The following is a 21,256-nucleotide window of genomic DNA, read 5'->3' on the forward strand; positions in this document are numbered from 1 at the left end:
CGATATCCGCTGGCTGCGTCCCGGTATCCGCCGCTCCGCCCGGTTCTCTCGGTTGGTGTAGAATCGTCACGTTCGGCTCCCGATGTTCGTCGTCCGCGCGGCGCCAGAAGGCGTGTGGAAAGCGGCGGACGGGCCGGGGAAAGGCTAACGTGGCGACCGGTGTCCTGGCCGTAGAACCGTCGAGTTTCTTCGGATTTATTCGCGATGCGCAGGCCAGTGAGGCCACCCGGTGGTCGAATTCCCGCGCCTTTTCCGATGAATCGGGTGGAAATCGGCCGGCAGGGCGCGGGCCGGCAGTGCGGGCCGGCAGTGCGGGCCGGCAGGGCCGGAGCGTGCCGCCGCACGCTCGCTCTCAGGCCGGCCGCGCGCCGGGCCGCCCGTTCTCGACCACCCAGGTGGCATCCGTGGACGTGGGCGAGTGGCGATGGGCGATGTCGGCGACGACCCGCATGTCCGCGCGCCATTCGTCCGGGGTGACGCGAACGCGCGTGTAACCTCGCCGGTCACCGCGAAAATACCGGACATGCGGGTTGAGCCGGGCATTGTTCTGCCGGATGAAGTCCTCGCTGACGAGGAAGAAGGCCGAGCTGATCGAGGTGCAGACGAACTCCGTCGCGACGACCGGCGTCTCGGGCCGGTCGAAATCGACCCGGAGGTCGTTTACCCAGGCGCAGTGGATGTCACCGGAGAGCACCACCGGGTTGCGCACGCCGCTGTCGCGGATCTCCGACAGCARCCGGGTCCGGTAGGGGCCGTACCCGTCGTTCTGATCCAGGTTGGCCAGCCGTGGTCCCTCGCCGAGGGGTAGCTGCCCGTTCAGCTGGGCCATCATCGTCTGCTGGGCGAGGACGTTCCAGCGGGTCCGCGACGTGGTCAGGCCGTCGCGCAACCAGCGTTCCTGGGCGGCGCCGGCCATCGTGCCGGCCGTGTTGTCCCGGCCCAGGGATGCGAGCCCGATGCCCTGCGGGGAGTCGCCGGGCTGCCGGGTMCGGTACTGCCGGGTGTCCATGACGTTGAACGTCACCAGGTTCCCGAACACGAACCGCCGGTAGATCCGCATGTCGGGCGATCCCGGATTCAGCTCCGCGCGGATCGGCATGTGTTCGTAGTACGCCTGGTAGGCGGCGGCACGCTGGCGGGCGAACACCGCAGGGTCCTGCCGTTGCTCCCCGGCGTCGCCGGCCTCGTCGATCAGTCCGGCGTAGTTGTTCTCGACCTCGTGATCGTCCCAGGTGACGACCCAGGGGGCCACGTGATGAGCGGCCTGCAGGGCAGGATCGGACTTGTACTGGCCGTACCGGTTGCGGTAGTCCGCCAGCGTCTGGAGTTGGTCCAGACCGGGCCGCTGCGGGGTGGTGTGCCGCCGGTCCGGGTAGTTGCTTTTCGGGTCGTACTCGTAGATGTAGTCGCCGACGTGGACGACGAGGTCCGGMGCGTCGGTGGCGATGCCGTCGAGGGCCGGCCAGTACCCGTTCTGGAAGTCCTGGCACGAGGCCAGCGCGAAGGTCAGGGCACCGCCGGTCGATTCCGGTCCCCTCCCAGGTGCCGCGGCCGTCCGGGTCCGGCCGACTGGACTGAGCACGGTGCCGGCACGGAACCGGTAGAAGTAGTCACGCTCCGGCGCGAGTCCGCGGACGTCGACGTGGACGGAATGCGCGAACGCCGTCTGCGCGGTCTGCGTGCCGGCGCGCACCACATCGCGGAAACCCTCGTCCGTCGCGATCTGCCAGTCGACCTCAATGTCCCGCGTGGGCATGCYGCCGCCCTCGGTCGGCCTCGGCGCGAGCCGGGTCCAGAGGATGACGCCGTCCGGCAACGGGTCGCCGCTGGCGACCCCGAGCCCGAAGACCCCGTCGGTGACGCCCGCGATCGGGGTGGGTGCCCGCAGGGTCGGCGCGGGGGCCGGGATCGAACCGCCGGAGCCGCCGCAGGCCGCCAGGCTCGCCCCGCCCAGCGCGGCGCCCGCCAGCCCGAGGCCGCCGAGCAGGACGGCACGGCGACGTGGATCGGCCCCCGGGTTCGTCCCGTGGCCGGACCGGGCGGCGGCGCGAGGACCGGTGCCCGGATCGGCGCGTGCCGACGGATCGGTGCCGGCCGGTCGACCAGTCTGACCGGTGGCGGCTGACGGCGAGCCGGTGGCGGCTGACGGCGAGGGCGCCCGCGGGAATCGGCGGGAACGCGGAGAGCCGGCCGCGGCGTCACGGGTCACAACTGGATGAGAGTAGTGGAAACGGATGAACTCGCGGCCCGTTCACAGCGGATCACCCCCACGCCGGGGGTCAGCCGAGATGGACCTCCCGGCGGCCGGGGTCGCGCAGATCCGTCCCGGCCGCCAGCCACCGCTGGTGCAGCGCGTCCGGGCCGTGCACCCGCTTGTAGGCGGACTCGTTGGGGGTCATCGGAAGCAGGGGGAGAAAGCGGACAGGTGCGARCCCGGTGGCGAGATCGGGGATGAGCCCGCCGGGCTCGCCGACGAGCACCGCGGTGAACGGTGCGCCGTCCCAGAGCGGTTCCCCGAGATCCAGGCCGGACCCGGGAGCCACCGGACGGCCCTCGACCGTCGGGACGGCGGCCAGCACGGCCAACCGCCGCAGCACGCTGTCGCGCCGCCCGCGCAGGGACAGCACGAGTTCGGCCCGCGGGCCGGCGGGGTCGCGCACGGTCGTCGCCGCCGTCATCGGCTCCCGGGACATACCCAGGGTGAGATAGCGGATGACGCCCGCCTGGTCCGGGCCGAACCGCAGCACCTCGATCTGGTCGGTGCCGAGGAACGTGACCGCGGCCCGACCGGTGTCCGGTCCGAAGAGCGCCGCCGCATGCTCCTCGACCGATCGCAGGATCGCGCTGTCRCTCACCAGGCCGATGCCCCGCCACGTTGTTCCATACCTGCGATCGTATGGTCGGCAGTGATCCCGGGAACCRTCGTGGCCGGTGCGGGAGTTATCGTGGTGCGACGTTGGAGGGGTTCATGGCACAGATGCTGACCAAGGGCGGCAACGCCGCGTTGCCCACTACCGACGTCCGGGTCGAGATCGCCTCGTCGAGTCCGCTGGACATCGCGGCGATCCTGGTGACCATCCACGGCAAGGTGCGCACCGACGACGACTTCGTCTTTTTCAACCAGCCGACGGGTCCCGGGGTGCGTCTCGTACCGCCGTCCGCGCTGGAGTGCACGTTGGCCGCGGTCCCGCCGGAGATGGACAAGGTGGTCGTCACCGGGAGTCTCGACGGCAGCGGGCCGGCCACCTTCGCCGCCCTGCGCGGCCTGAGCATCGTGGTGCGGGACGCGCGTGGCGGCGCCGAGCTCGTCCGCTTCGATCCGTCCGGGCTGAGCAGCGAGACGGCGCTGATTCTCGTCGAGCTCTACCGGCGCGCCGGGACCTGGAAGGTGCGGGCGGTCGGCCAAGGCTACGCCTCGGGGCTGGCCGGCATCGCGACTGACTTCGGCATCACCGTCGACGACCCCGGCACCTCCGAGGCCGCGACGCAGGTCGTGCAGCCACCCGTGGCCCCGCCCCACCCGCAGGCAGCCCCGGCATCGTACGGCACGCCCCCGGGCGGTCGGCAGTGGGGTCCGCCGCCTCCCGCGCCGACCCCGGCGGGGGGCCCGCGGTGGGGGTCGCAGCCGGGCGGTCAGCAGTGGGGTCCGCCGCCTCCCGCGCCGGGAGCGCCCGGTCAGCCGCAGTGGGGGACACCGCAGCCCCCGCCCGGTCAGCAGTGGGGTCCGCCGCCGCCCCCGCCCGCTCAGCCGCAGTGGGGTCCGCCGCCCGCGCCGACCCCGGCGGGGGGCCCGCAGTGGGGGTCGCAGCCGGGTGGTCAGCAGTGGGGTCCGCCGCCTCCCGCGCCGGGAGCGCCCGGTCAGCAGGGTGGCCGGGTGAACCTGGACAAGGGGCGGGTATCGCTCGCCAAGGGGCAGAGCGTCTCGCTGGTGAAGACCGGCGCGCCGCCGCTCACCCGGGTCCGGATGGGCCTTGGGTGGGATCCGGCCCAGYACGGGAAGTCGATCGACCTCGACGCGTCCTGCATCCTGTTCGACGAGCGCGGCAAGGACGTCGACAAGGTCTGGTTCATGTCCAAGAAAGGCGCCCGGGGAGCCGTGCGCCACTCCGGGGACAACCTGACCGGCCATGGCGAAGGGGACGACGAGACAATCTTGGTCGATCTCGGTGCCCTGCCGGGGAACGTCGTYACCCTGATCTTCACGGTGAACAGTTTCCAGGGACAGACCTTCGTCGAGGTGCGTAACGCCTACTGCCGGTTGTATGACGATCTCACCGGGCAGGAGCTTGTCCGGTTCGACCTGTCCGACTCCAAGCCGTCCACCGGACTGGTGATGTGCCGGGTGCAGCGCGATCGCGGGGCTCCCACCTGGTCGATGACGGCGATCGGGGAGTTCCATGACGGCAAGACCGTCCGCGCCATGGTCAATCCGTCGAGGCAGTACCTGTAGGCAGTGCCTGTAGGCCGATCCCCGGCCCCGGAACGCCGGGCKGTTTGCCGGCGGCCCGCGCGACGGTGTTGATCCGGCCGACCTCTCCGGGTTGTGGGATGTCCCGGGCCGGGTAACCTCCGGCCGTGAACAGGTCTGCAGCGCCGTCGTGGGCCGGTGTGTTGCACTTCGCAGGCATCGCCCGGTGATGGGCATGGTCTCCCGCCCGGCCCCGTCCCGCGTCTACTGCCGCCGGCTGGCGGGCCTGCTCGTCCTGGACCCGAACGGCGACCAGGTCGGCAGGGTGCGCGATGTGATCGCGACGCTGCGACTCGGGCATGAGCCGCCCCGCGTCCTGGGCCTGGCCGTCGAGGTCCAACGCCGACCGATCTTCGTGCCGATGAGCCGGGTCACCGGGGTGGAGTCGGGCGCGGTGGTGCTGTCCTCGGCCCGGCTGAGCTGGYGGCGTTTCCAACAGCGCCCGAACGAGACCCGGGTGCTCGGCGAGCTGCTCGACCGGCGGGTGACGCTCATCTCGTCCGGTGTCGAGGTGACCGTCGTCGACGCCGCGATCGAACTGGTCCGCGGCGGCGACTGGGTGCTCGACCAGGTGGCGGTGCGGGTCGGCCGGGGCYGGCGCGGCGAGGTGAAGACGGTTGCCTGGGACGAGGTCACCGGCTTCTCGCTGCCCGAGGAGGGGCAGGGGGCCGCGAACCTGCTCGCTGCGTTCGAGAAGCTGCGGCCCGCCGACCTCGCGTCGCTGCTGCATGACCTGTCCGAGAAACGGCGCGCGGAGGTCGCCGCCGCCCTTGACGACGAGCGGCTTGCCGACGTCCTCGAGGAGCTGCCGGAGGACGAGCAGGTCGAGCTGCTCGGGGGACTCGCCGACGAGCGGGCCGCCGACGTGCTGGAGGCGATGGGCCCCGACGACGCGGCGGACCTGCTGGGCGAGCTGCCCGCCGACGACGCGGAGCGTCTCCTGCGGCTGATGGAGCCCGACGAGGCCGCCGGCGTGCGCCGTCTGCTGCTCTACGCCGACGACACGGCCGGCGGCATGATGACCAGCGAGCCGGTCGTGCTCGCCCCGAACGCGACGGTCGCCGAGGCGCTGGCCCGCATCCGCGAACCCGAGCTTTCCCCGGCGCTCGCCGCGCAGGTCTACGTGGTGCGTCCGCCCTACGAGACGCCCACCGGCCGCTACCTCGGTCTCGCCCACTTCCAGCGGCTGCTGCGTGAGCCGCCGGCGACCCTGGTCGGTGGCGTGATCGACGTCGACATCGCCTCGCTGCGGCCGGAGACCCCGCTGGCCGAGGTCACCCGTCATCTGGCGTCCTACAACCTGGTGGCGGCACCGGTTCTCGACCGCGCCGGCCGGCTCGTCGGCGTCGTCACCGTCGACGACGTGCTCGACCACCTGCTTCCCGCGAACTGGCGGGAGCGACAGCTCGACGCGGACGTGGATGCGCGGGCGACCCCCGGGGCACTGACTCCGCCCGCCGCGGGCGACGTGGAACCAGGCTCCCGCGGTGAGGCGGGCAGCTCCCCGGCCGCCTCATGAGACGTCTGGGAGGTCTGGGAGGTCTGGGACGTCTGGGAGGTCTGGGAGGTCTGGGACGCCGCCGGCCGCGAGGCGCCCGCCTCGATCAGCCGCGGCTGTCCCGGCGGTCCGCCCTGCGCTCCGCCTACGAGCCGGACGCCTTCGGGCGGATCGCGGAGCGGGTGGCGCGTTTCATCGGCACGGCCCGGTACCTCGTTGCGCAGAGCGTCGTGATTGTGCTGTGGGTCGCTTACAACATCATCGCCCCGCAGTCCGTCCGGTTCGACAATTTCCCGTTCATCTTTCTGACGTTGGTCCTGTCGCTGCAGGCCGCGTACGCGGCACCGCTCATCCTGTTGGCGCAGAACCGCCAGGATGACCGGGACCGCGCGAACCTCGCCCAGGACCGCGAGCAGACCATCCGTAACCGCGAGGACACCGAATACCTCGCYCGCGAACTGGCCGCGATGCGCATCACGATCGGCGAGCTCGCCACCCGGGACTTTCTGCGTTCGGAGCTGCGGGGGTTGCTCGCGGAGCTGGAGGGGCCGGACGGTGACCGGGCGAAGGACCGCGACCGGGAACGCCGACGGCGGCGGGGGGGCGAGCGTTCGTTACGTCCGCCGTGATGATCGGGCCGGTGCGGCGGGCTGGTGCGAACGGCGGCCGCGCGCCGCACCGGCGGATACCCGGGTGCCTACCGCACGGTACCGCGGCAGAGCGTCAGCACCGCCATCGCGATCTCGACCCCACGAGGCCCCAGCTTGTCCGCCCAGATCGCGATGATCTCGTTCTCCCGGGCGTGCTGGATGCGAGGCCCGCCCTCGGCCGAGCGCAGCGCTTGGATCTGCTGGGACAGATCCCGCCGGGTCGCGACGAGATCACGCAGCTGAGCATCGATGTCATCGATGAGCTGTCGTCCCTCGTCGATCGAGGCGATGGCCGGCGCGGTGCTGGGGGCGTCGACGACGTTCTCCACAAGTGGGCCTTTCGGTCGGAGGCCCGGCGCACCCCAGGCCGAGACAACCCGGAGGCGGACCGGGCCTGGGTCTGGCGCTTGTGCCGCGTGAGATCAGCGGCGGAGCGGGGACCGTGCCCGGTCCCCATAAAACAGCCGTAGCGACGTGCCGTGACATGCGAGTCGGCGGCACGTGAGTCGACTGCACTGCATGGCAAGAGCATGCCAGCCGCGCGCCGATTCGTCCAGGAGCCTGATCTCTTGGGTACCCTCCACCCTGGCTCTTGGGTAACCCCCACCCCGACTAATCCCTCGCCTTGATTAACCCCTCGCCTTGATTAACCCCTCGCCTTGACTCGGGCGGCGCCGCCCGAGCGGGCGTCCGGTAACCGAGGCKAGGCCGGTAGAGACTATAGAGTGAGTGATGGCGCAACTGGAGCTCACCGGCCTGCCCCGCCGGCTTTTTTCCTGCACGCCGTCGCGGCTGGCGGCCTTCGAGGACTGCCCCCGCCGGTACCGGATGACGTATCTGGACCGGCCGCGGCCGCCCAAGGGGCCGCCCTGGGCGCACACCTCCTTCGGCGTCAGCGTGCACAACGCGCTGCGACGCTGGTGGGAGGGGCCGATCGAGCAACGGGTCCCACAGCGGGCCGCGGCGCTGTTGCGGTTGCTGTGGGTCGACGAGGGTTTCCGGGACGGTGAGCAGTCGTACCGGTGGCGCGAGCGCGGCGCGCGGATGGCGCATGACTATGTCGCGCACCTCGATCCGGCGGCCGAGCCGCGCGGGGTCGAGCGTTCGGTCGCGGCCCGTACCGAGGCGCTGGCCTTCTCCGGACGGGTGGACCGTCTCGACGACCGGGACGGGGAGCTGGTCGTCGTCGACTACAAGACCGGACGCCGGCCGGTCACCGACGACGATGCGCGATCGTCCCCGGCGCTCGCGCTCTACGCCCTGGCCGCCGGGCGGATGCTGCGCCAACCATGCCGGCGGGTCGAGCTGCACCACGTGCCCAGTGGGCGGGTCGCGGCCGCCGAGCACACCGAGGCGAGCATCGCCCGGCACGTGCGGCGGGCGGAGTCGGTCGCGGCGGACGCCGTGCGCGCGACGGAGGCCCTGCGGGCGGGTGAGGATCCGCAACGGGCGTTTCCGCCGAGCCCCGGCCCCCTGTGCTCGTGGTGCGATTTCCGCAGCCACTGCCCCGAGGGGCAGGCGGCCGGCCCCGAACGCCAGCCCTGGGACGCCCTCGGCGACGAGGGCGACGAGGACTGAGGCATCGGCGTACCAGGGCGCCGGCGACCGGCGGGTCGGCCCGGACACCGGGTCGGCCCGGACACCGGGTCGGCCCGGACACCGGGGCGCCGGACACCGGGCCGGGAGAGGCGTCATCATGAGACGGTGCCCGACCAGACCGCCACGCCCGCCCGGCCGCGGGTCTCCGCGAAGGCCGCGACCTTCACCGAATCGGTGATCCGGGAGATGACCCGGCTCGCTCTCGCGCACGACGCCGTGAACCTCGCGCAGGGCTTCCCCGACTTCGCCTGCCCGCCGCAGCTCAAGGAGGCGGCCAAGGCCGCCATCGACGCGGACGTGAACCAGTACGCCATCACGTGGGGAGCCGCGGAGTTCCGCGCCGCCGTTGCCGCGAAGGTGGCCGGAACCTACCCGGGCTGGTCGGTCGACCCCGACACCGAGATCTGTGTGACCTGCGGCTCCACCGAGGCGATGATCGCGGCGATGCTTGCGCTGGTCGACCCCGGCGACGAAGTGATCATGTTCGAGCCGTTCTACRAGAACTACGGCCCGGACGCGATCCTCTCCGGCGCCCGGCCGAAGCTCGTCCGCCTGCATGCCCCGGACTGGACGATCGACGAGGCGGAGCTGCGTGCGGCGTTCTCCGACCGCACCCGCGCCATCGTGCTGAACACCCCGCACAACCCGACCGGCAAGGTGCTGCGCCGCGCCGAATTGGACCTCGTCGCCGAGCTCTGCCAGCGCCACGACGCGCTCGTGTTCACCGACGAGATCTACGAGCACATCCATTACCTGGGCCCGGGCGGCCACATCCCGCCGGCCACCGTTCCCGGGTTGGAGGACCGCACCGTCACCATCAATGCGCTGTCCAAGACCTACGCGGTGACCGGCTGGCGGGTCGGCTGGACGATCGCGCCCGCCGCCTACACCTCGGCGATCCGCAAGGTGCACGACTTCCTCACCGTCGGGGCGGCGGCACCGTTGCAGGCCGGCGGGGTGGCGGCGATGAACCTGCCGCAGACGTACTACGTCGATCYCGCCCGGCAGTACCGGGAACGKCGGGACCTGCTCTGCGCGGCCCTCGCCCGGACCGGCTTCACCTTCCGGGAACCGGACGGGGCGTACTACGTGATGTGCGACACCCGCGCGCTCGACCCGGCCGGTGACGACGTGGCCTTCGCTCGCCGGCTGGCCACCGGGATCGGGGTCGCCACCGTTCCCGGCTCGTCGTTCTTCGCGGACCCGGCGGACGGCCGCCACATCATCCGGTTCGGCTTCCCCAAGAAGCTCACGACCCTGGAGGCCGCGGCGCGGCGGCTTGCCCGTCTCACCCCGGCGGCTACCCCGGCTACCCCGGGTTGAGGCCTGTCCCAGGCGGCTGGGGCATCGGGTAGCCGGCTTCGGCCGCCCGGGTATGCCCCGCGTGCAGCTCCCGGTCCAGCGCTGTCAGCTGACCGTGTGTCCCGCCGCGCAGCGATCGGCCGGCCAGTCGCGGGCGAGCGGCCATCTCATCGGGCGACGGCGGCGCGTACCGCCCGCGCAGGTATTCCCCGATCCACCGGGCCTGGGCGGCCGCGAGCCGCGCGGGACCCGCGACATGGAACAGCCAGGGAACCTCGAGATCGAAGACCTCGCCGAAACGGGCCGAGCCCGTCCCGGCCGGACCTAGCCGCGCCGCCGGGCCGGTGAGCACCACGGCCTCGAAAACGCCGAGCGGGTGGGCTTCGCCATCCGGCTGGGGAGCGCCATGCACCTCAAAAGGCGGACCGAGCGCGGCGGCTCCGACCAGGCGCAACGTAGCGGGAGTCACGGCGACGACACGATCAGTCAGATCGTGCGTGGCGAGTTCGGCGAGGGACGGCGGCGGCGCGGGGCCCTCGGAGAACGCGGTGACGGTCAGCCCACCGTCGGCGAGTGTGATTGTCGCGGCGGCTCCGGCGGCATCGAGACCGAGGACGGCGACACGGGGAAGACCTGGCACGTCGGGGGACTCTAGCGGTGCGGTGATGGATCCCGCGCACTACGGTTGAAGACATGAGCGTTGTCAAGATCAACGTGTTGACCGTGCCCGCAGAGCTGCGAGACACCCTGGAGAAGCGGTTCGCCGGCCGCGCCGGGATGGTGGAGCAGGCCGACGGGTTTGAATGGTTCGAGCTGCTGCGCCCGATCGAGGGCACGGACACCTACCTCGTCTACACCCGTTGGCGTAGCGAGGAGGACTTCCAGAAGTGGCAGTCCTCGCAGGCGTTCGGTGAGGGCCACCGGCAGGCCGCGGAGCAGACCGCGGCCGGTCAGGGCGCTCCGGCGGGCCACGGGGCCCCGGCGGGGGGGCAGGGTGCCCCCGCGGCCACCGCGGCCACGCTGTGGTCGTTCGAGGTGGTGCAGACCGCCGCCCCCGCCTCGAACTGACCCGCGCCCGGCGGCGCACACCGGATGAGACGAGTGGTACCCCGGGATCCACCGGGGTTGCGGATGGCTGGTCGGTGTCCGACTTAGGGTGATTGCGGAGTGGCCTCGGGGGCGCGTCGAGATTTTCGCTCGTCAAGTGTTGTGACGGATCGGTCACGCCCCCACACTGATCGGTGTGGCCCGAGTACTCGCTGTTGCGAATCAGAAGGGCGGCGTTGCCAAGACGACCTCCGTGTCGAGTCTCGGTGCCGCGCTGTGCGAGCTGGACCGTCGGGTCCTGCTGGTCGATCTCGACCCACAGGCATGTCTGACCTTTTCGCTCGGGCTGGATCCGGATGCCCTCGAACTGTCGGTGCACGACGTCCTGTTGGGACGGTTGTCCGCCGGCATCATCATCACCAGGACACCGGACGGCACCGATCTGCTGCCCGCGACCATCGAGCTGGCGGGTTGCGAGGCGGTACTGCTGTCACGCACCGGGCGGGAGCACGCGCTGCGGCTCGCCCTCGCCGAGATCGTCGACGAGTACGACTTCATCCTCATCGACTGCCCGCCCTCCCTGGGCGTGCTCACCATCAACGGGTTGACGGCGGCGGACGAGGTCATCGTGCCGCTGCAGTGCGAGACGTTGTCCCACCGCGGCGTCGGCCAGCTGTTGGACACGGTGCACGACGTGCAGCGGCTGACCAATCCCGGCCTGCGGGTCCGCGGCGTGCTGCCGACCTTGTTCGACGGTCGCACGGCGCACTGCCGGGCGGTGCTCGCCGACGTCTCCGCCCGGTACGACATCGCGGTGCTGGCGCCGCCGGTAGCCCGCTCGGTGCGCTTCGCCGAGGCGCCGGGAACGGGGCGGTCCATCCTGACGACCGCACGGCGCTCCAAGGGGGCCGAGGCCTACCGGTCGCATGCCCGTGCCATCGCCGGGGTTGCGGGGGTGGGCACGGCTGCCGGCATCGCTGGCATCGCTGGCATCGCTGACCCTGCCGGAACCGCGGTTGGACAGGCCGCCGAAACCGTTGACGGCCCGGGGGCCACCTCGCCCGGTCGGCGGCAACGCCCTCGGGAGGGGGACGGCCAACCCGCGGGCATGCGGGACCATTCCCGCCCTCCGGTGCAGGTCGGCGAACCGACCTGCACCGGAGAGGTGCGGGTGTGAGCCGACGGTGAACGAGCTCGGGCGGACACCCGGCCGGGTGCCGGGCGGGAGGCAGGCGCAGGACCGGGCGACGGCCGGGTTCGACCGGCTGCGTCCGCGTGGCGCCCGGTCTCCCCTGGTCACTCCGGTTCGCGCGAGATCAACGGTGGGTCGCGACGCGCATGGAAAGCGTGCGTTGTACAGCGGCGTCCGCCCCGTGACACCGCCGAACACCAGCCTGACCGTCAACTGCTCCCGATGCGGGCAGACCAGCTCCCTCGGCGCCTGGCACGCGCTGCGCGTCCTGACGCCGAGCGTCCATCTACCGCTGGTCCGGCTCCGRCATCCCTCCTTGGTGCGCTGTCCCTCGTGCCGGCGGCTGAGCTGGGTCCGGCTGGGCCTGCATTTTCGGCCCGCGGGCTGACGACCCCCGCGGACCGGCGACCCCCGCGGGTATGCGGGGCCGGGGGCCGGGGTGTCAGGCCGACTCGGCTCGGGGTGGCGCGTCGGCGTCGGCCTCGGTGCCGTCGCCGGCCTCCCGCATCGTGCCCGTGCCGCGGCCACGGTTGCCGCGCCGCCGGCGCCGGCGGCGCGGCGACTCCTCGGCCTCGACGCCCGTCTCCGAGGCCAGGGCGGAGACGACGCGGGCGGTGTCGGTGTCCGTGTCGGTGAGCGGGGCGGTCCCGGTGAACTCGACCAGCCCGGTCTGCCCGGCACCGTCCACCACGGGTGCGCCGGCCTTCCGGCCGTCCTCGTCGACCGGGTCCGCCGGGTCCGCCGGGTCCGCGGCGATGGCCAGCCCCGCACCCGCGGCCGCCGCACCACCGCCGCGGGTGCGCCGACGGGCGCGAGTCCGGGTCGGCACCGCCGCCGGCTCGGAACGGTCCTGGTCACGCCCGGTCCGCGAGCCGCGGCGCCCGCCGCGACCGGACTGCCCGAGATCCTCGATGTCCTCGGCCGCGAGCCCGGCGCGGGTCCGCGCCGCGTGCGGCAGGGTGCCCTTCGCGCCCGCCGGGATGCCGAGCGCCTCGTACAGGTGGGGGGAGGTGGAATAGGTTTCCACCGGGCCATCGAACGGCAGGGCGAGCGCCTTGTTGACGAGCGTCCACCGCGGCAGGTCGTCCCAGTCGACGAAGGTGATGGCCACCCCGCTCTCGCCCGCCCGACCGGTGCGGCCGATGCGGTGCAGATAGACGTTCTCGTCTTCGGGGCACTGGTAGTTGACCACGTGGGTGACACCGTTGATGTCGATGCCCCGGGCGGCCACGTCGGTGGCGACCAGGACGTCGACCTTGCCGGAGCGGAAGGCGCGCAGCGCCTGCTCGCGCTGGCCCTGGCCCAGGTCGCCGTGCACCGCCGCGGCCGCGAAGCCGCGCTTGGCGAGGTCCTCGGCGACCTTGTCCGCGGTGCGCCTGGTCCGCACGAACACCATGGCGAGCCCCCGGCCGCCGGCCTGCAGGACCCGGGCCAGCACCTCCATCTTGTCCAGCGCGTGGGCGCGGAAGACGTGCTGACGGGTGGTCGGGACCGTGCGCCCCTCATCCGGCTGTTCCGCGCGGACGTGCACGGGCCGTTTCATGAACCGCCGGGCCAGGGAGATGACCGGGCCGGGCATGGTCGCGGAGAACAGCATCGTCTGCCGCTCGGTCGGCAGCTGCGACATGATGCGCTCGACGTCCGGCAGGAAGCCGAGGTCGAGCATCTCGTCGGCCTCGTCGAGCACCAGGGTGCCGACGCCGGCCAGGTCGAGCACGTGCTGGCGGGCGAGATCCAGCAGGCGGCCGGGCGTGCCGACGACGATGTCGACCCCGGCGCGCAGCGCGGACAGCTGCGGCTCGTAGGCACGCCCGCCGTAGACGGACAGYACCCGCAGGCCACGGCGGGCGCCGGCGCGGGTGACGTCCGCGGTCACCTGGACGCACAGCTCACGGGTGGGCACCACGACGAGGGCCTGCGGACGGCCGTCGGCACCCTCCTTGGCCGCCAGCACCGTCTGCACCACCGGGACGCCGAACGCGAGGGTCTTGCCGGTGCCGGTGCGGGCCTGCCCGATGATGTCGTTGCGGGCCAGGGCGAGTGGAAGCGTCAACTCCTGGATGGGGAAAGCGTGCACGATGCCCGCTTCGGTCAGGGCCGAGACGGTCTCGGCGCGCACGCMGAGCTCCGCGAAGGTCGGTGCCGCCGGGGACCCGGGGGTGGAGGGGGTGGTTTGTGGCTCGTAGGGAGTCAGATCATCTGTGGGTACTTCAGCTGTGACGGACAGCGGGACGCTCCTGGTCTTCTCTGAGCGGTGTCTACGCTGAACCCGCTCGCGGTGAGCCGCGCGGCGCCCGCGACCCGAAAATCCATGTGCCCCGGTGCCCTCGATGGCAACTCTGGGTGCACAGGTGACGAGGCGACGCCTGCTACACGGCGGCCGAGGTGACATAACGACCCCTGGCTGCCCCCAGCATAGCCGGTGTAACCCCGGGTGGGGGCTCCTTGGCAGGAGTGTTTGCCGACAGCGACTGCGGCGGGTGTCAGAATCGCGCCTGTGGCACAGACGACACGGACCCCGACCGGCCCGGCGACACCCATCGCCATCACCGCCCCCGGTCAGGTAGGTGACTCTGACAATCGGGTGCCCCCGTCCCCGGATGCCGGACCCGCACCGACCGTGGACCAGGCGACCGTGGACCAGGCGACCGTGGATCTGCTGGGCCTGCTCGCCTACGGCGAGCTGACCGCCTTCGAGCGCATGGCCACCGACGCGCGGATGTCACCGACCGTTGCCGACAAGATCGCCCTGGCGAAGATGGCCGCCGCCGAGTTCGCCCATTTCCAGGCCATCAGCGACGAGCTGGACCGGCTCGGCGTCGACCGGGAGCTCGCGATGGCCCCGTTCATCGCGCCACTGACCGCCTTCCACAACTCGACCGCCCCGGCCGACTGGCTGGAGAGCCTCGTGAAGGCCTACGTGGGGGACAACATCGCGGCGGACTTCTATCGCGAGATCGCGGCGCGGCTTCCGTCACCGTCACGCGAACTGGTTCTGAAGGTGCTCGACGACACCGGGCACGCAGCCTTCGCGGTCGAGCGGGTGCGCGCGGCGATCAGCGCCAACCCGACGGTGGCCGGGCGGCTGGCGCTGTGGGCCCGTCGGCTCGTCGGTGAGGCGCTCACGCAGGCCCAGCGGGTCGGGGTCGATCGCGACGCGCTCACCGGGCTGTTGGTCGGGGTTGGCGACCTGGAGGCGCTGGCGGCGATCTTCAACCGCATCATGGCGGCGCATGGCCGGCGGATGGCGGCACTGGGCCTGTCCGCCTGATCCGGGCCCGCCGACCGGCGCGGCGACGCCGGTCGGCTCCCCGGCGGGCCGGCCGGCGGACCGCTGCCGGTGGTCGGCCGGGACCTAGACGGCGCCGAAGCCCACCCGTCGAGTCGTGGTCGCGGCGATCTCCACATAGGCCAGCGACGCGATCGGCATTATCACCTGCCGGCCCTTGTCGTCGACGAGGGTCAGCACCCCGTTGTCGGCCTTGACCGCCTCATTCACCAGCGCGGCGACAGCCTCCGGGGACTGGCTGCTCTCCAGCACCAGCTCCCGACTGACCTGCCGGACGCCGATCTTGACCTCCACCCGATGACCTCCGCCTTCGTCGGACCTACCGTCGGCGGACGAGCGCCGCCGATCTTGGATCACCGCCCACACTATGGCTTCCGGGACTTCTCCACCGCGGCAGGGGTGGCGTGTTCGCTCCGGGCACATCCGCTCACCCGGCAAACGCTTGCCCGATGCGCCCGTTACACCCGTTACACCCGATATGCCCGGCGCGCCCGTTACRCCCGATGTGCCGGACGACGTCAGCCGGCGGGGGGGACCTCCTCGTGCGGCTCCGTGTTCGTGCGCGCGGCATCCCGGTGCTCCTGGCGGGGGTAGCCGCCGATGCCGCGCCAGGCCAGCTCCACCATCGACTCGATGGCCCGTTCCTTTTCCACGGTGGCACCGCGGACCAGCCACCAGCGCGACGCCGTCTCGGCCAGCCCAACCAGCCCGACCGCGAGCAGGTCGGCCTCGTCCTGGGGCAGCCCGGTGTCGGCGACGATCGTCGCGGCGATGGCCCGCACGCACTGGGCGAAGGCGGTCTCGATGCGCTGGCGGACCGCGGGCTCGTTGCGCAGGTCCGACTCCAGCACGAGCTGGTGTGCCCCAGAGGGGTCGTTGACGAAGTCGAAGTACGCTCGGATGGACCGGGCGATGCGCGCGTGGTTGTCCGAGGTGGAGGCGAGCGCGTCCTGGACGCTCGTCACCAGCTGGGTGGYGTGCTCGTCGAGCAGCGCGAGATAGAGCTCGAGCTTGCCGGGGAAGTGCTGGTACAGCACCGGTTTGCTGACGCCGGCCCGCTCGGCGATCTCGTCCATCGCCGCTGCGTGGTAGCCCTGGGCGACGAAGACCTCGCGGGCGGYTCCCAGAAGCTGGAAGCGGCGCGCGGTGCGGGGGAGCCGGGGAGCCCTGCCCGGTCGTGCGTCGGGCGGGGCTGGCTCGGCGGTCACCGGCGCACCTCCTGGCTGATGGCGCACCTCCTGGTTGATGCGGTCAACAGTACCCGCGGGGTCCGACCGGCCGGCGTTCGTCGAAACGAAACCAGCCGGCCTGCTCGTCGCTCGCGCGGGGTGGCGCTGGGTCGCTGGTGGTCGGGTCGTTGGTGGTCGGGTCGCTGGTGGTCGGGWCGTTGGTAGTCGGGTCGCTGGTGGTCGGGTCAGCGGTAGTCGTCGTCCTCGTCGGTCTCGACCACGATGCTCTGCTCGACGACGTCGTACTCGTCGGCCTCGACGGGTGGCGCCGAAGGTAGCCAGCGCGGCGCCGGGCCGGCCGGACGTATCTCCCGGGCCTGCTCGACGGCGTCGGCGTCGGGCGCCTCGATCGGAAGATCGGATGCCGGAAGGTCGGTGGGTGCTCCCATGGGGACGTCCTCCTGCGCTCATCGTTATGGCGACCCGCTGGGGCGGGCGCCGGAAATGGACGATCCGAACCTGTCCGGGGTCCGGATCGCGATGTGCCCGGAACGGGTGGCCCTCACGCGCCATCGGCCGGGCCGGCCTCGTCACGGACGTGGCGGTGGCGTCCGTCACTCATCCCACCCCCCGCTCCCGCGCCGTTCCCGGCTCCGTGTCCCGCTCGCACCAGGCTTCCCGTTCTGGGTACGTTCCGCCCTCCTGCACATATATCCCCCGCCGGTCGTCGGCGTTCTCCGGTGTGTCTCCAGGGCGGCTGGCGTCCTGGAGATCTTCACCTGTTGATAGGTTCAAGCTTTYCGCCTGTCTGGCTTACTCGTGGGCTTCCGGTGGGACACCATAGGGGTACGTGACGTGAGGGGCGAACATGCGTGCGACCTGGAAGGGCGTGATCTCCTTCGGCCTGGTGTCCATCCCGGTGAGGCTCTACTCGGCGACCCAGGAACGGGATGTCGCGTTTCACCAGGTTAGACGGTCGGATSGGTCCCGTATCCGATACCGGAGAGTGGCGGAGGCCGACGGGGACGAGGTCAACTACGCCGACATTGCCAAGGGCTACGAGCTGCCGGATGGGGAGACCGTCGTACTCACCGACGAGGACTTCGCGAATCTCCCGCTGTCCACCTCCCGGGCGATCGACGTGCTGGAGTTCGTCCCGTTGGAGCAGGTCGACCCGATCTACTTCGCGAAGAGCTACTACGTCGAGCCCGACCGCACCGGCGCCAAACCCTACGTTCTCCTTCGCGACGCGCTGGCCGCATCGGGCCGTGTCGCGTTGGTGAAGATAGCCCTGCGGCAACGCGAGCAGCTCGCGACGCTCCGGGTGCGCGGCGGCGTCTTCGTCCTGGAGACCATGGTCTGGCCGGACGAGGTGCGGCAACCGGACTTTCCGTTCCTTGAGGAGGACGTCGCGGTACGCCCGCAGGAGCTGTCGGTGRCTGCCTCGCTCATCCACACCCTGGCAGCCGACTTCGACCCCACCAGGTACACCGACAACTACCGTGAGGCCCTGCAGGCCGTGATCGATGCGAAGGTCGCCGGCCGCGAGGTTGTGGCTTCGCCGGGCGGGCCGGCCAGCGAGGCGGTCGGCGACCTCATGGCGGCGCTGCGCGCGAGCATAGCCGCCGCCCGCGCTGGACGGCCCGGCGAAGYGGCTGTGGCAGGTGGTGCGGCTGTGGCAGGTGGTGCGGCTGTGGCAGATGGTGACGCGGGGCCCGCGGCGGCCGGGGTCACCGACGAGGGGCCCGACGACAAGGCGTCCGACGACAAGGCGTCCGACGACAAGGCGTCCGACGGACGGCGGGGCGGCCGTACCTCCTCGGTCAAGGGTGCCTCGTCGGCCCCGGGTACGCGGTCGACCGCCCGGAAGACGCCGTCCTCGACGAGGAGCACCGCGAAGACGAACGCCGCCACGAAGACGCCGCCCGCGAAGACCTCCGCGGCCAAGGCCTCCGCGGCCAAGACCTCCGCGGCCAAGGCCACCTCCTCGAGGACGGCCCCGAAGACGGCCCCGAGGACGCCGACCTCGAAGACGCCCCCGACGCGGCGATCCGCCTGAGGAGCGGTTCCCCACGACCGACCTGAGGAGCGGTCCCGGCGCGGGAGCCGGGGGCAGGTGGTGGCGGGGGCCGGTGGATACCGGGCGGTCAGTGACGGAAGGCGGTCAACGACAGGGGCGGTCAGTGACGGAAGGCCTCCTTCGCCTTCTCCCCGGCGTTCTTGAGGTCGGCGACGCCGCGTTCTCCCCGGCCCTCCGCCTGCAGGTCCCGGTTCTCGGTGGCCTTGCCGGCCTGTTCCTTGGTCCGCCCGCGGAGCTCCTGCATCTTGTTCCTGACCTTGTCAGTGAAGGACACTGCACTCACTCCTCACTGTATGTGCGGTGGGTAGGAAGAGGTCTACCCGTGGCAGCCGCGGGAACACTCCGGGGGCGCCGTGCGCTGCACCAGAGGGCCGGCCGTCGCGATGTCCGACGTGTACCCGTGATGAGGGACCTCCCGGCGGATGGCCCAAATCCGGCGACGCCGCGTCGCGCTGTGGCATCGTCGAAGGACGACACCGAACGCGAGGAGCAAGCGTGTCCCTTCCGCCCCTGGTCGACCCCGCCGAGGGGCTGACCGTCGACGAGATCCGCCGGTACTCTCGGCATCTGATCATTCCGGATGTCGCCATGGACGGCCAGAAGCGGCTGAAGAACGCCAGGGTGCTGGCGGTCGGTGCCGGTGGCCTCGGCTCGCCGACGCTGATGTACCTGGCCGCCGCCGGCGTCGGGACGCTAGGCATCGTCGAGTTCGACACCGTTGACGAGTCGAACCTGCAGCGTCAGATCATCCACGGCCAGTCCGACGTCGGCCGCTCGAAGGCGGAGTCGGCCCGTGACTCGGTTCGCAACATCAACCCGTACGTGAACGTCGTCCTGCACGAGACCCGGCTGGACGCCTCCAACGTCATGGAGATCTTCAGCGGGTACGACCTCATCGTCGACGGCACGGACAACTTCGCCACCCGTTACCTGGTCAACGACGCCGCGGTGCTGCTCGGCAAGCCCTACGTCTGGGGTTCGATCTACCGCTTCGACGGTCAGGCCAGCGTCTTCTGGGCCGAGCACGGACCGTGCTACCGCTGCCTCTACCCGGAGCCGCCTCCTCCCGGCATGGTCCCCTCCTGCGCCGAGGGCGGGGTGCTGGGTGTGCTGTGCGCCTCCATCGCCTCCATCCAGACCACCGAGGCCATCAAGGTGCTGACCGGGGTCGGTGATCCGCTGGTCGGTCGGCTGATGGTGTATGACGCCCTGGAGATGACCTATCGGTCGATCAAGGTCCGCAAGGACCCGGAGTGCCCGTTGTGCGGGAAGAACCCGACGATCACCGAGCTGATCGACTACGAGGCGTTCTGCGGGGCGGTCTCGGAGGAGGCGCAGTTGGCCGCCGCCGGCTCGACGATCACCGCGGGYGAGCTCAAGAGCTGGCTGGATGCCGGCGAGCCGATCGAGCTCGTCGACGTCCGTGAGCCGGCCGAGTGGGAGATCGTCCGGATCCCCGGCGCGCGCCTGATCCCCAAGGGGGACCTGCCCGCGCATCTCTCCGAACTGCCGCAGCACCGTCGGGTGGTCGTCTACTGCAAGTCCGGGGTGCGCTCGGCCGACGCGCTCGCCACGCTGAAGGGCGCCGGCTTCTCCTCTGCCGTGCACGTCCAGGGTGGCGTGACCGCGTGGGCGATCCAGGTCGACAAGTCGCTGCCGGTCTACTGAGCCCGGATGAGCCACGGAGCCCGGACGAGTCCCACGGAGCCTGGATGAGCCCCAGGCCGCGGGCCCGGCGTGATGCGCCGCCGGCGAGCGTCTCCGCCGGGCTCGGTACCCGGATCTCGCTCGGCGGCGCGCCGGGTCCGCACGCCCTTGAGGTGCTGGATGCGGTGGCGCGCATCCCGCCGGGCAGGGTGATGACCTATGGCGACGTGGCCGAGTACGTCGGCGCCGGGTCGGGGCGCACGGTTGGAGCCGTGCTGTCCCGATTCGGCGACGAGGTGCCCTGGCACCGGGTGATCCGGGCGACCGGGGAACCGAACCCGGCCGCACCGGTCGAGGCCCTGCGCCGGCTCGTCGCCGACCGGACGCCGCTGCGCCCCGGAGGCGACCAGGTCGATCTCGCCGCGGCCCGGTGGGACGGTTCTCCGGCCTGACCGCCGCGGGCCCGGTCAGCGGGCGGCCATGCCGCCGTCGGCCAGATAGACGCTGCCCGTGACCAGGGAGGCCCGGTCGGACAGCAGGAAGACGACGACCTCGGCCACCTCGTCGACCGTGCCCAGCCGGTTGATCGGCGAGAACAGCGCGGCTCCGCGCCGCGGCCGGCCGTCGACATGCAGCAGCGGGGTGTCCACGAAGCCCGGCGCCACCGCGTTCACTCGGATGCCGCGGGTGGCGTAGTCCAGGGCGGCCGTCTTGGTCAGCCCGATGACCCCGTGCTTCGCGGCGACGTAGGGCGCCGACCCGGCGAACCCGACCACCCCGAGCACCGAGGCCATGTTGACGATCGAGCCTCCGTCGCCGCGCAGCATCGCCGTGATCTCGGCCCGCATGCTGTAGAAGACGCCGGAGAGGTTGACGTCCAGCACCCGCTGCCAGTCCTGCGCCGGGGTGGTCTCCACCGGCTCGCGCCCCGCGCTCACTCCCGCGTTGTTCACCGCCAGGTCCAGCCGTCCGAAGGTGCCGACGGTGACCTGGACGGCGCGTTCGAGCGAATCGGGATCGGTGACGTCCGCCTCCAGAGCGAGCGCCTCCCCGCCACCGTCCTCGATCGTCGCCACCACCTCCTTGACAGTGTGCGCGTCGAGGTCGGTGGCGACGACCCGGGCGCCCGCCCTCGCCAGTCGGCGGGCGCAGGCGGCACCGATGCCGGATCCCGCTCCGGTCAGGAGCGCGACCTTGTCGCTGCACTCGGTCATGACTAAGGACACTGCCACGTCCTGACGCGCACGCGTGAGAGGCCCCCCGAGTGTCCCGGTCGTCGAGTGTCCCGGTCGTCGCCACACCGCGGTCCCATCGC

At 71.8% G+C, this 21,256-nt stretch carries 21 protein-coding genes; 11 read left to right on the forward strand and 10 right to left on the reverse strand.

What is annotated here, in order from left to right; translation table 11 throughout:
* Positions 1-352: 352 nt before the first annotated feature.
* Positions 353-2,209 (reverse strand): alkaline phosphatase D family protein, encoded by a 1,857-nt coding sequence (locus CcI156_RS16775; protein WP_076806753.1) that lies wholly within the window; start codon positions 2,207-2,209, stop codon positions 353-355.
* 70 nt (positions 2,210-2,279) lie between these two features.
* Positions 2,280-2,855, reverse strand: coding sequence for a suppressor of fused domain protein (locus tag CcI156_RS16780; protein ID WP_076806755.1), 576 nt, complete (start codon positions 2,853-2,855; stop codon positions 2,280-2,282).
* 113 nt (positions 2,856-2,968) lie between these two features.
* On the opposite strand from CcI156_RS16780, the gene CcI156_RS16785 reads away from it, so the two are divergent.
* From CcI156_RS16785 to CcI156_RS16795, 3 genes are all read left to right on the forward strand, one after another.
* A complete protein-coding gene (locus tag CcI156_RS16785) occupies positions 2,969-4,450 on the forward strand; it encodes a TerD family protein (RefSeq protein WP_076806816.1) in 1,482 nt (493 codons plus the stop codon).
* 193 nt (positions 4,451-4,643) lie between these two features.
* Entirely contained in the window at positions 4,644-5,987 is a 1,344-nt protein-coding gene (locus CcI156_RS16790; RefSeq protein WP_076806758.1) for a magnesium transporter MgtE N-terminal domain-containing protein, read from the forward strand.
* A complete protein-coding gene (locus CcI156_RS16795) occupies positions 5,984-6,595 on the forward strand; it encodes a DUF1003 domain-containing protein (protein ID WP_011438190.1) in 612 nt (203 codons plus the stop codon). The genes CcI156_RS16790 and CcI156_RS16795 overlap by 4 nt, the downstream gene beginning before the upstream one ends.
* A 68-nt stretch (positions 6,596-6,663) precedes the next feature.
* Here the strand turns inward: CcI156_RS16795 and CcI156_RS16800 are convergent, their stop codons facing one another.
* Positions 6,664-6,945: a chorismate mutase gene (locus CcI156_RS16800; RefSeq protein WP_011438189.1), complete on the reverse strand. Its 282-nt coding sequence runs from the start codon at positions 6,943-6,945 to the stop codon at positions 6,664-6,666.
* 403 nt (positions 6,946-7,348) lie between these two features.
* Between CcI156_RS16800 and CcI156_RS16805 the strand changes: the two genes are divergently transcribed.
* The gene (locus CcI156_RS16805) at positions 7,349-8,194 is read left to right on the forward strand and encodes a PD-(D/E)XK nuclease family protein (protein WP_023841351.1); all 846 of its coding nucleotides are present in this window, start codon (positions 7,349-7,351) and stop codon (positions 8,192-8,194) included.
* 126 nt (positions 8,195-8,320) lie between these two features.
* Positions 8,321-9,538: a pyridoxal phosphate-dependent aminotransferase gene (locus CcI156_RS16810; RefSeq protein ID WP_076806761.1), complete on the forward strand. Its 1,218-nt coding sequence runs from the start codon at positions 8,321-8,323 to the stop codon at positions 9,536-9,538.
* Here the strand turns inward: CcI156_RS16810 and CcI156_RS16815 are convergent.
* Positions 9,525-10,157 carry a hypothetical protein gene (locus tag CcI156_RS16815; protein ID WP_011438186.1) on the reverse strand — a complete coding sequence of 211 codons (633 nt, stop codon included), beginning with the start codon at positions 10,155-10,157 and terminating at the stop codon, positions 9,525-9,527. The two genes, CcI156_RS16810 and CcI156_RS16815, sit on opposite strands and share 14 nt — an antisense overlap.
* Before the next feature lie 53 nt (positions 10,158-10,210).
* Between CcI156_RS16815 and CcI156_RS16820 the strand changes: the two genes are divergently transcribed.
* Entirely contained in the window at positions 10,211-10,585 is a 375-nt protein-coding gene (locus CcI156_RS16820; RefSeq protein ID WP_011438185.1) for an antibiotic biosynthesis monooxygenase, read from the forward strand.
* 175 nt (positions 10,586-10,760) lie between these two features.
* Positions 10,761-11,741, forward strand: coding sequence for a ParA family protein (locus tag CcI156_RS16825; protein WP_011438184.1), 981 nt, complete (start codon positions 10,761-10,763; stop codon positions 11,739-11,741).
* A 457-nt stretch (positions 11,742-12,198) separates the two neighbouring features.
* Here the strand turns inward: CcI156_RS16825 and CcI156_RS16835 are convergent, their stop codons facing one another.
* Positions 12,199-14,148 (reverse strand): DEAD/DEAH box helicase, encoded by a 1,950-nt coding sequence (locus CcI156_RS16835; RefSeq protein ID WP_254847475.1) that lies wholly within the window; start codon positions 14,146-14,148, stop codon positions 12,199-12,201.
* A gap of 192 nt (positions 14,149-14,340) precedes the next feature.
* Here CcI156_RS16835 and CcI156_RS16840 point away from each other — a divergent pair, with 192 nt between their 5' ends.
* Complete coding sequence (locus tag CcI156_RS16840; protein ID WP_035729943.1) at positions 14,341-15,027, forward strand: ferritin-like fold-containing protein; 687 nt, start codon at positions 14,341-14,343, stop codon at positions 15,025-15,027.
* Between the two features lie 84 nt (positions 15,028-15,111).
* Here the strand turns inward: CcI156_RS16840 and CcI156_RS16845 are convergent, their stop codons facing one another.
* From CcI156_RS16845 to CcI156_RS16855, 3 genes are all read right to left on the reverse strand, one after another.
* On the reverse strand, positions 15,112-15,339 hold the full coding sequence (locus CcI156_RS16845) for a DUF3107 domain-containing protein (RefSeq protein ID WP_011438181.1): 228 nt from the start codon (positions 15,337-15,339) through the stop codon (positions 15,112-15,114).
* A 224-nt stretch (positions 15,340-15,563) separates the two neighbouring features.
* Positions 15,564-16,253, reverse strand: coding sequence for a TetR/AcrR family transcriptional regulator (locus CcI156_RS16850; protein WP_076806763.1), 690 nt, complete (start codon positions 16,251-16,253; stop codon positions 15,564-15,566).
* A 206-nt stretch (positions 16,254-16,459) separates the two neighbouring features.
* Entirely contained in the window at positions 16,460-16,663 is a 204-nt protein-coding gene (locus CcI156_RS16855; protein ID WP_023841356.1) for a hypothetical protein, read from the reverse strand.
* A 419-nt stretch (positions 16,664-17,082) separates the two neighbouring features.
* Between CcI156_RS16855 and CcI156_RS16860 the strand changes: the two genes are divergently transcribed.
* A complete protein-coding gene (locus CcI156_RS16860; protein WP_076806765.1) occupies positions 17,083-18,273 on the forward strand; it encodes a Ku protein in 1,191 nt (396 codons plus the stop codon).
* Positions 18,274-18,394: 121 nt separating this feature from the next.
* Here the strand turns inward: CcI156_RS16860 and CcI156_RS16865 are convergent, their stop codons facing one another.
* On the reverse strand, positions 18,395-18,568 hold the full coding sequence (locus CcI156_RS16865) for a CsbD family protein (protein ID WP_023841357.1): 174 nt from the start codon (positions 18,566-18,568) through the stop codon (positions 18,395-18,397).
* A gap of 221 nt (positions 18,569-18,789) precedes the next feature.
* Between CcI156_RS16865 and moeZ the strand changes: the two genes are divergently transcribed.
* A complete protein-coding gene (gene moeZ, locus CcI156_RS16870; protein ID WP_011438177.1) occupies positions 18,790-19,962 on the forward strand; it encodes an adenylyltransferase/sulfurtransferase MoeZ in 1,173 nt (390 codons plus the stop codon).
* A 44-nt stretch (positions 19,963-20,006) separates the two neighbouring features.
* On the forward strand, positions 20,007-20,393 hold the full coding sequence (locus CcI156_RS16875) for an MGMT family protein (protein WP_011438176.1): 387 nt from the start codon (positions 20,007-20,009) through the stop codon (positions 20,391-20,393).
* A gap of 15 nt (positions 20,394-20,408) precedes the next feature.
* On the opposite strand, the gene CcI156_RS16880 is transcribed toward CcI156_RS16875, so the two are convergent.
* Positions 20,409-21,155 carry an SDR family NAD(P)-dependent oxidoreductase gene (locus CcI156_RS16880; protein WP_035729824.1) on the reverse strand — a complete coding sequence of 249 codons (747 nt, stop codon included), beginning with the start codon at positions 21,153-21,155 and terminating at the stop codon, positions 20,409-20,411.
* Between the last annotated feature and the right edge of the window lie 101 nt (positions 21,156-21,256).

The sequence above is a fragment of the Frankia sp. CcI156 genome (assembly GCF_001983015.1).
Classification (GTDB): domain Bacteria; phylum Actinomycetota; class Actinomycetes; order Frankiales; family Frankiaceae; genus Frankia; species Frankia casuarinae.

Excerpts from the sequence above, each read along its gene's own strand:
- CcI156_RS16880 (WP_035729824.1), bottom strand. The coding sequence starts at position 21,155 with ATGACCGAGTGCAGCGACAAGGTCGCGCTCCTGACCGGAGCGGGATCC.
- CcI156_RS16820 (WP_011438185.1), top strand. The coding sequence starts at position 10,211 with ATGAGCGTTGTCAAGATCAACGTGTTGACCGTGCCCGCAGAGCTGCGA.
- CcI156_RS16875 (WP_011438176.1), top strand. The coding sequence starts at position 20,007 with ATGAGCCCCAGGCCGCGGGCCCGGCGTGATGCGCCGCCGGCGAGCGTC.
- CcI156_RS16805 (WP_023841351.1), top strand. The coding sequence starts at position 7,349 with ATGGCGCAACTGGAGCTCACCGGCCTGCCCCGCCGGCTTTTTTCCTGC.
- CcI156_RS16855 (WP_023841356.1), bottom strand. The coding sequence starts at position 16,663 with ATGGGAGCACCCACCGACCTTCCGGCATCCGATCTTCCGATCGAGGCG.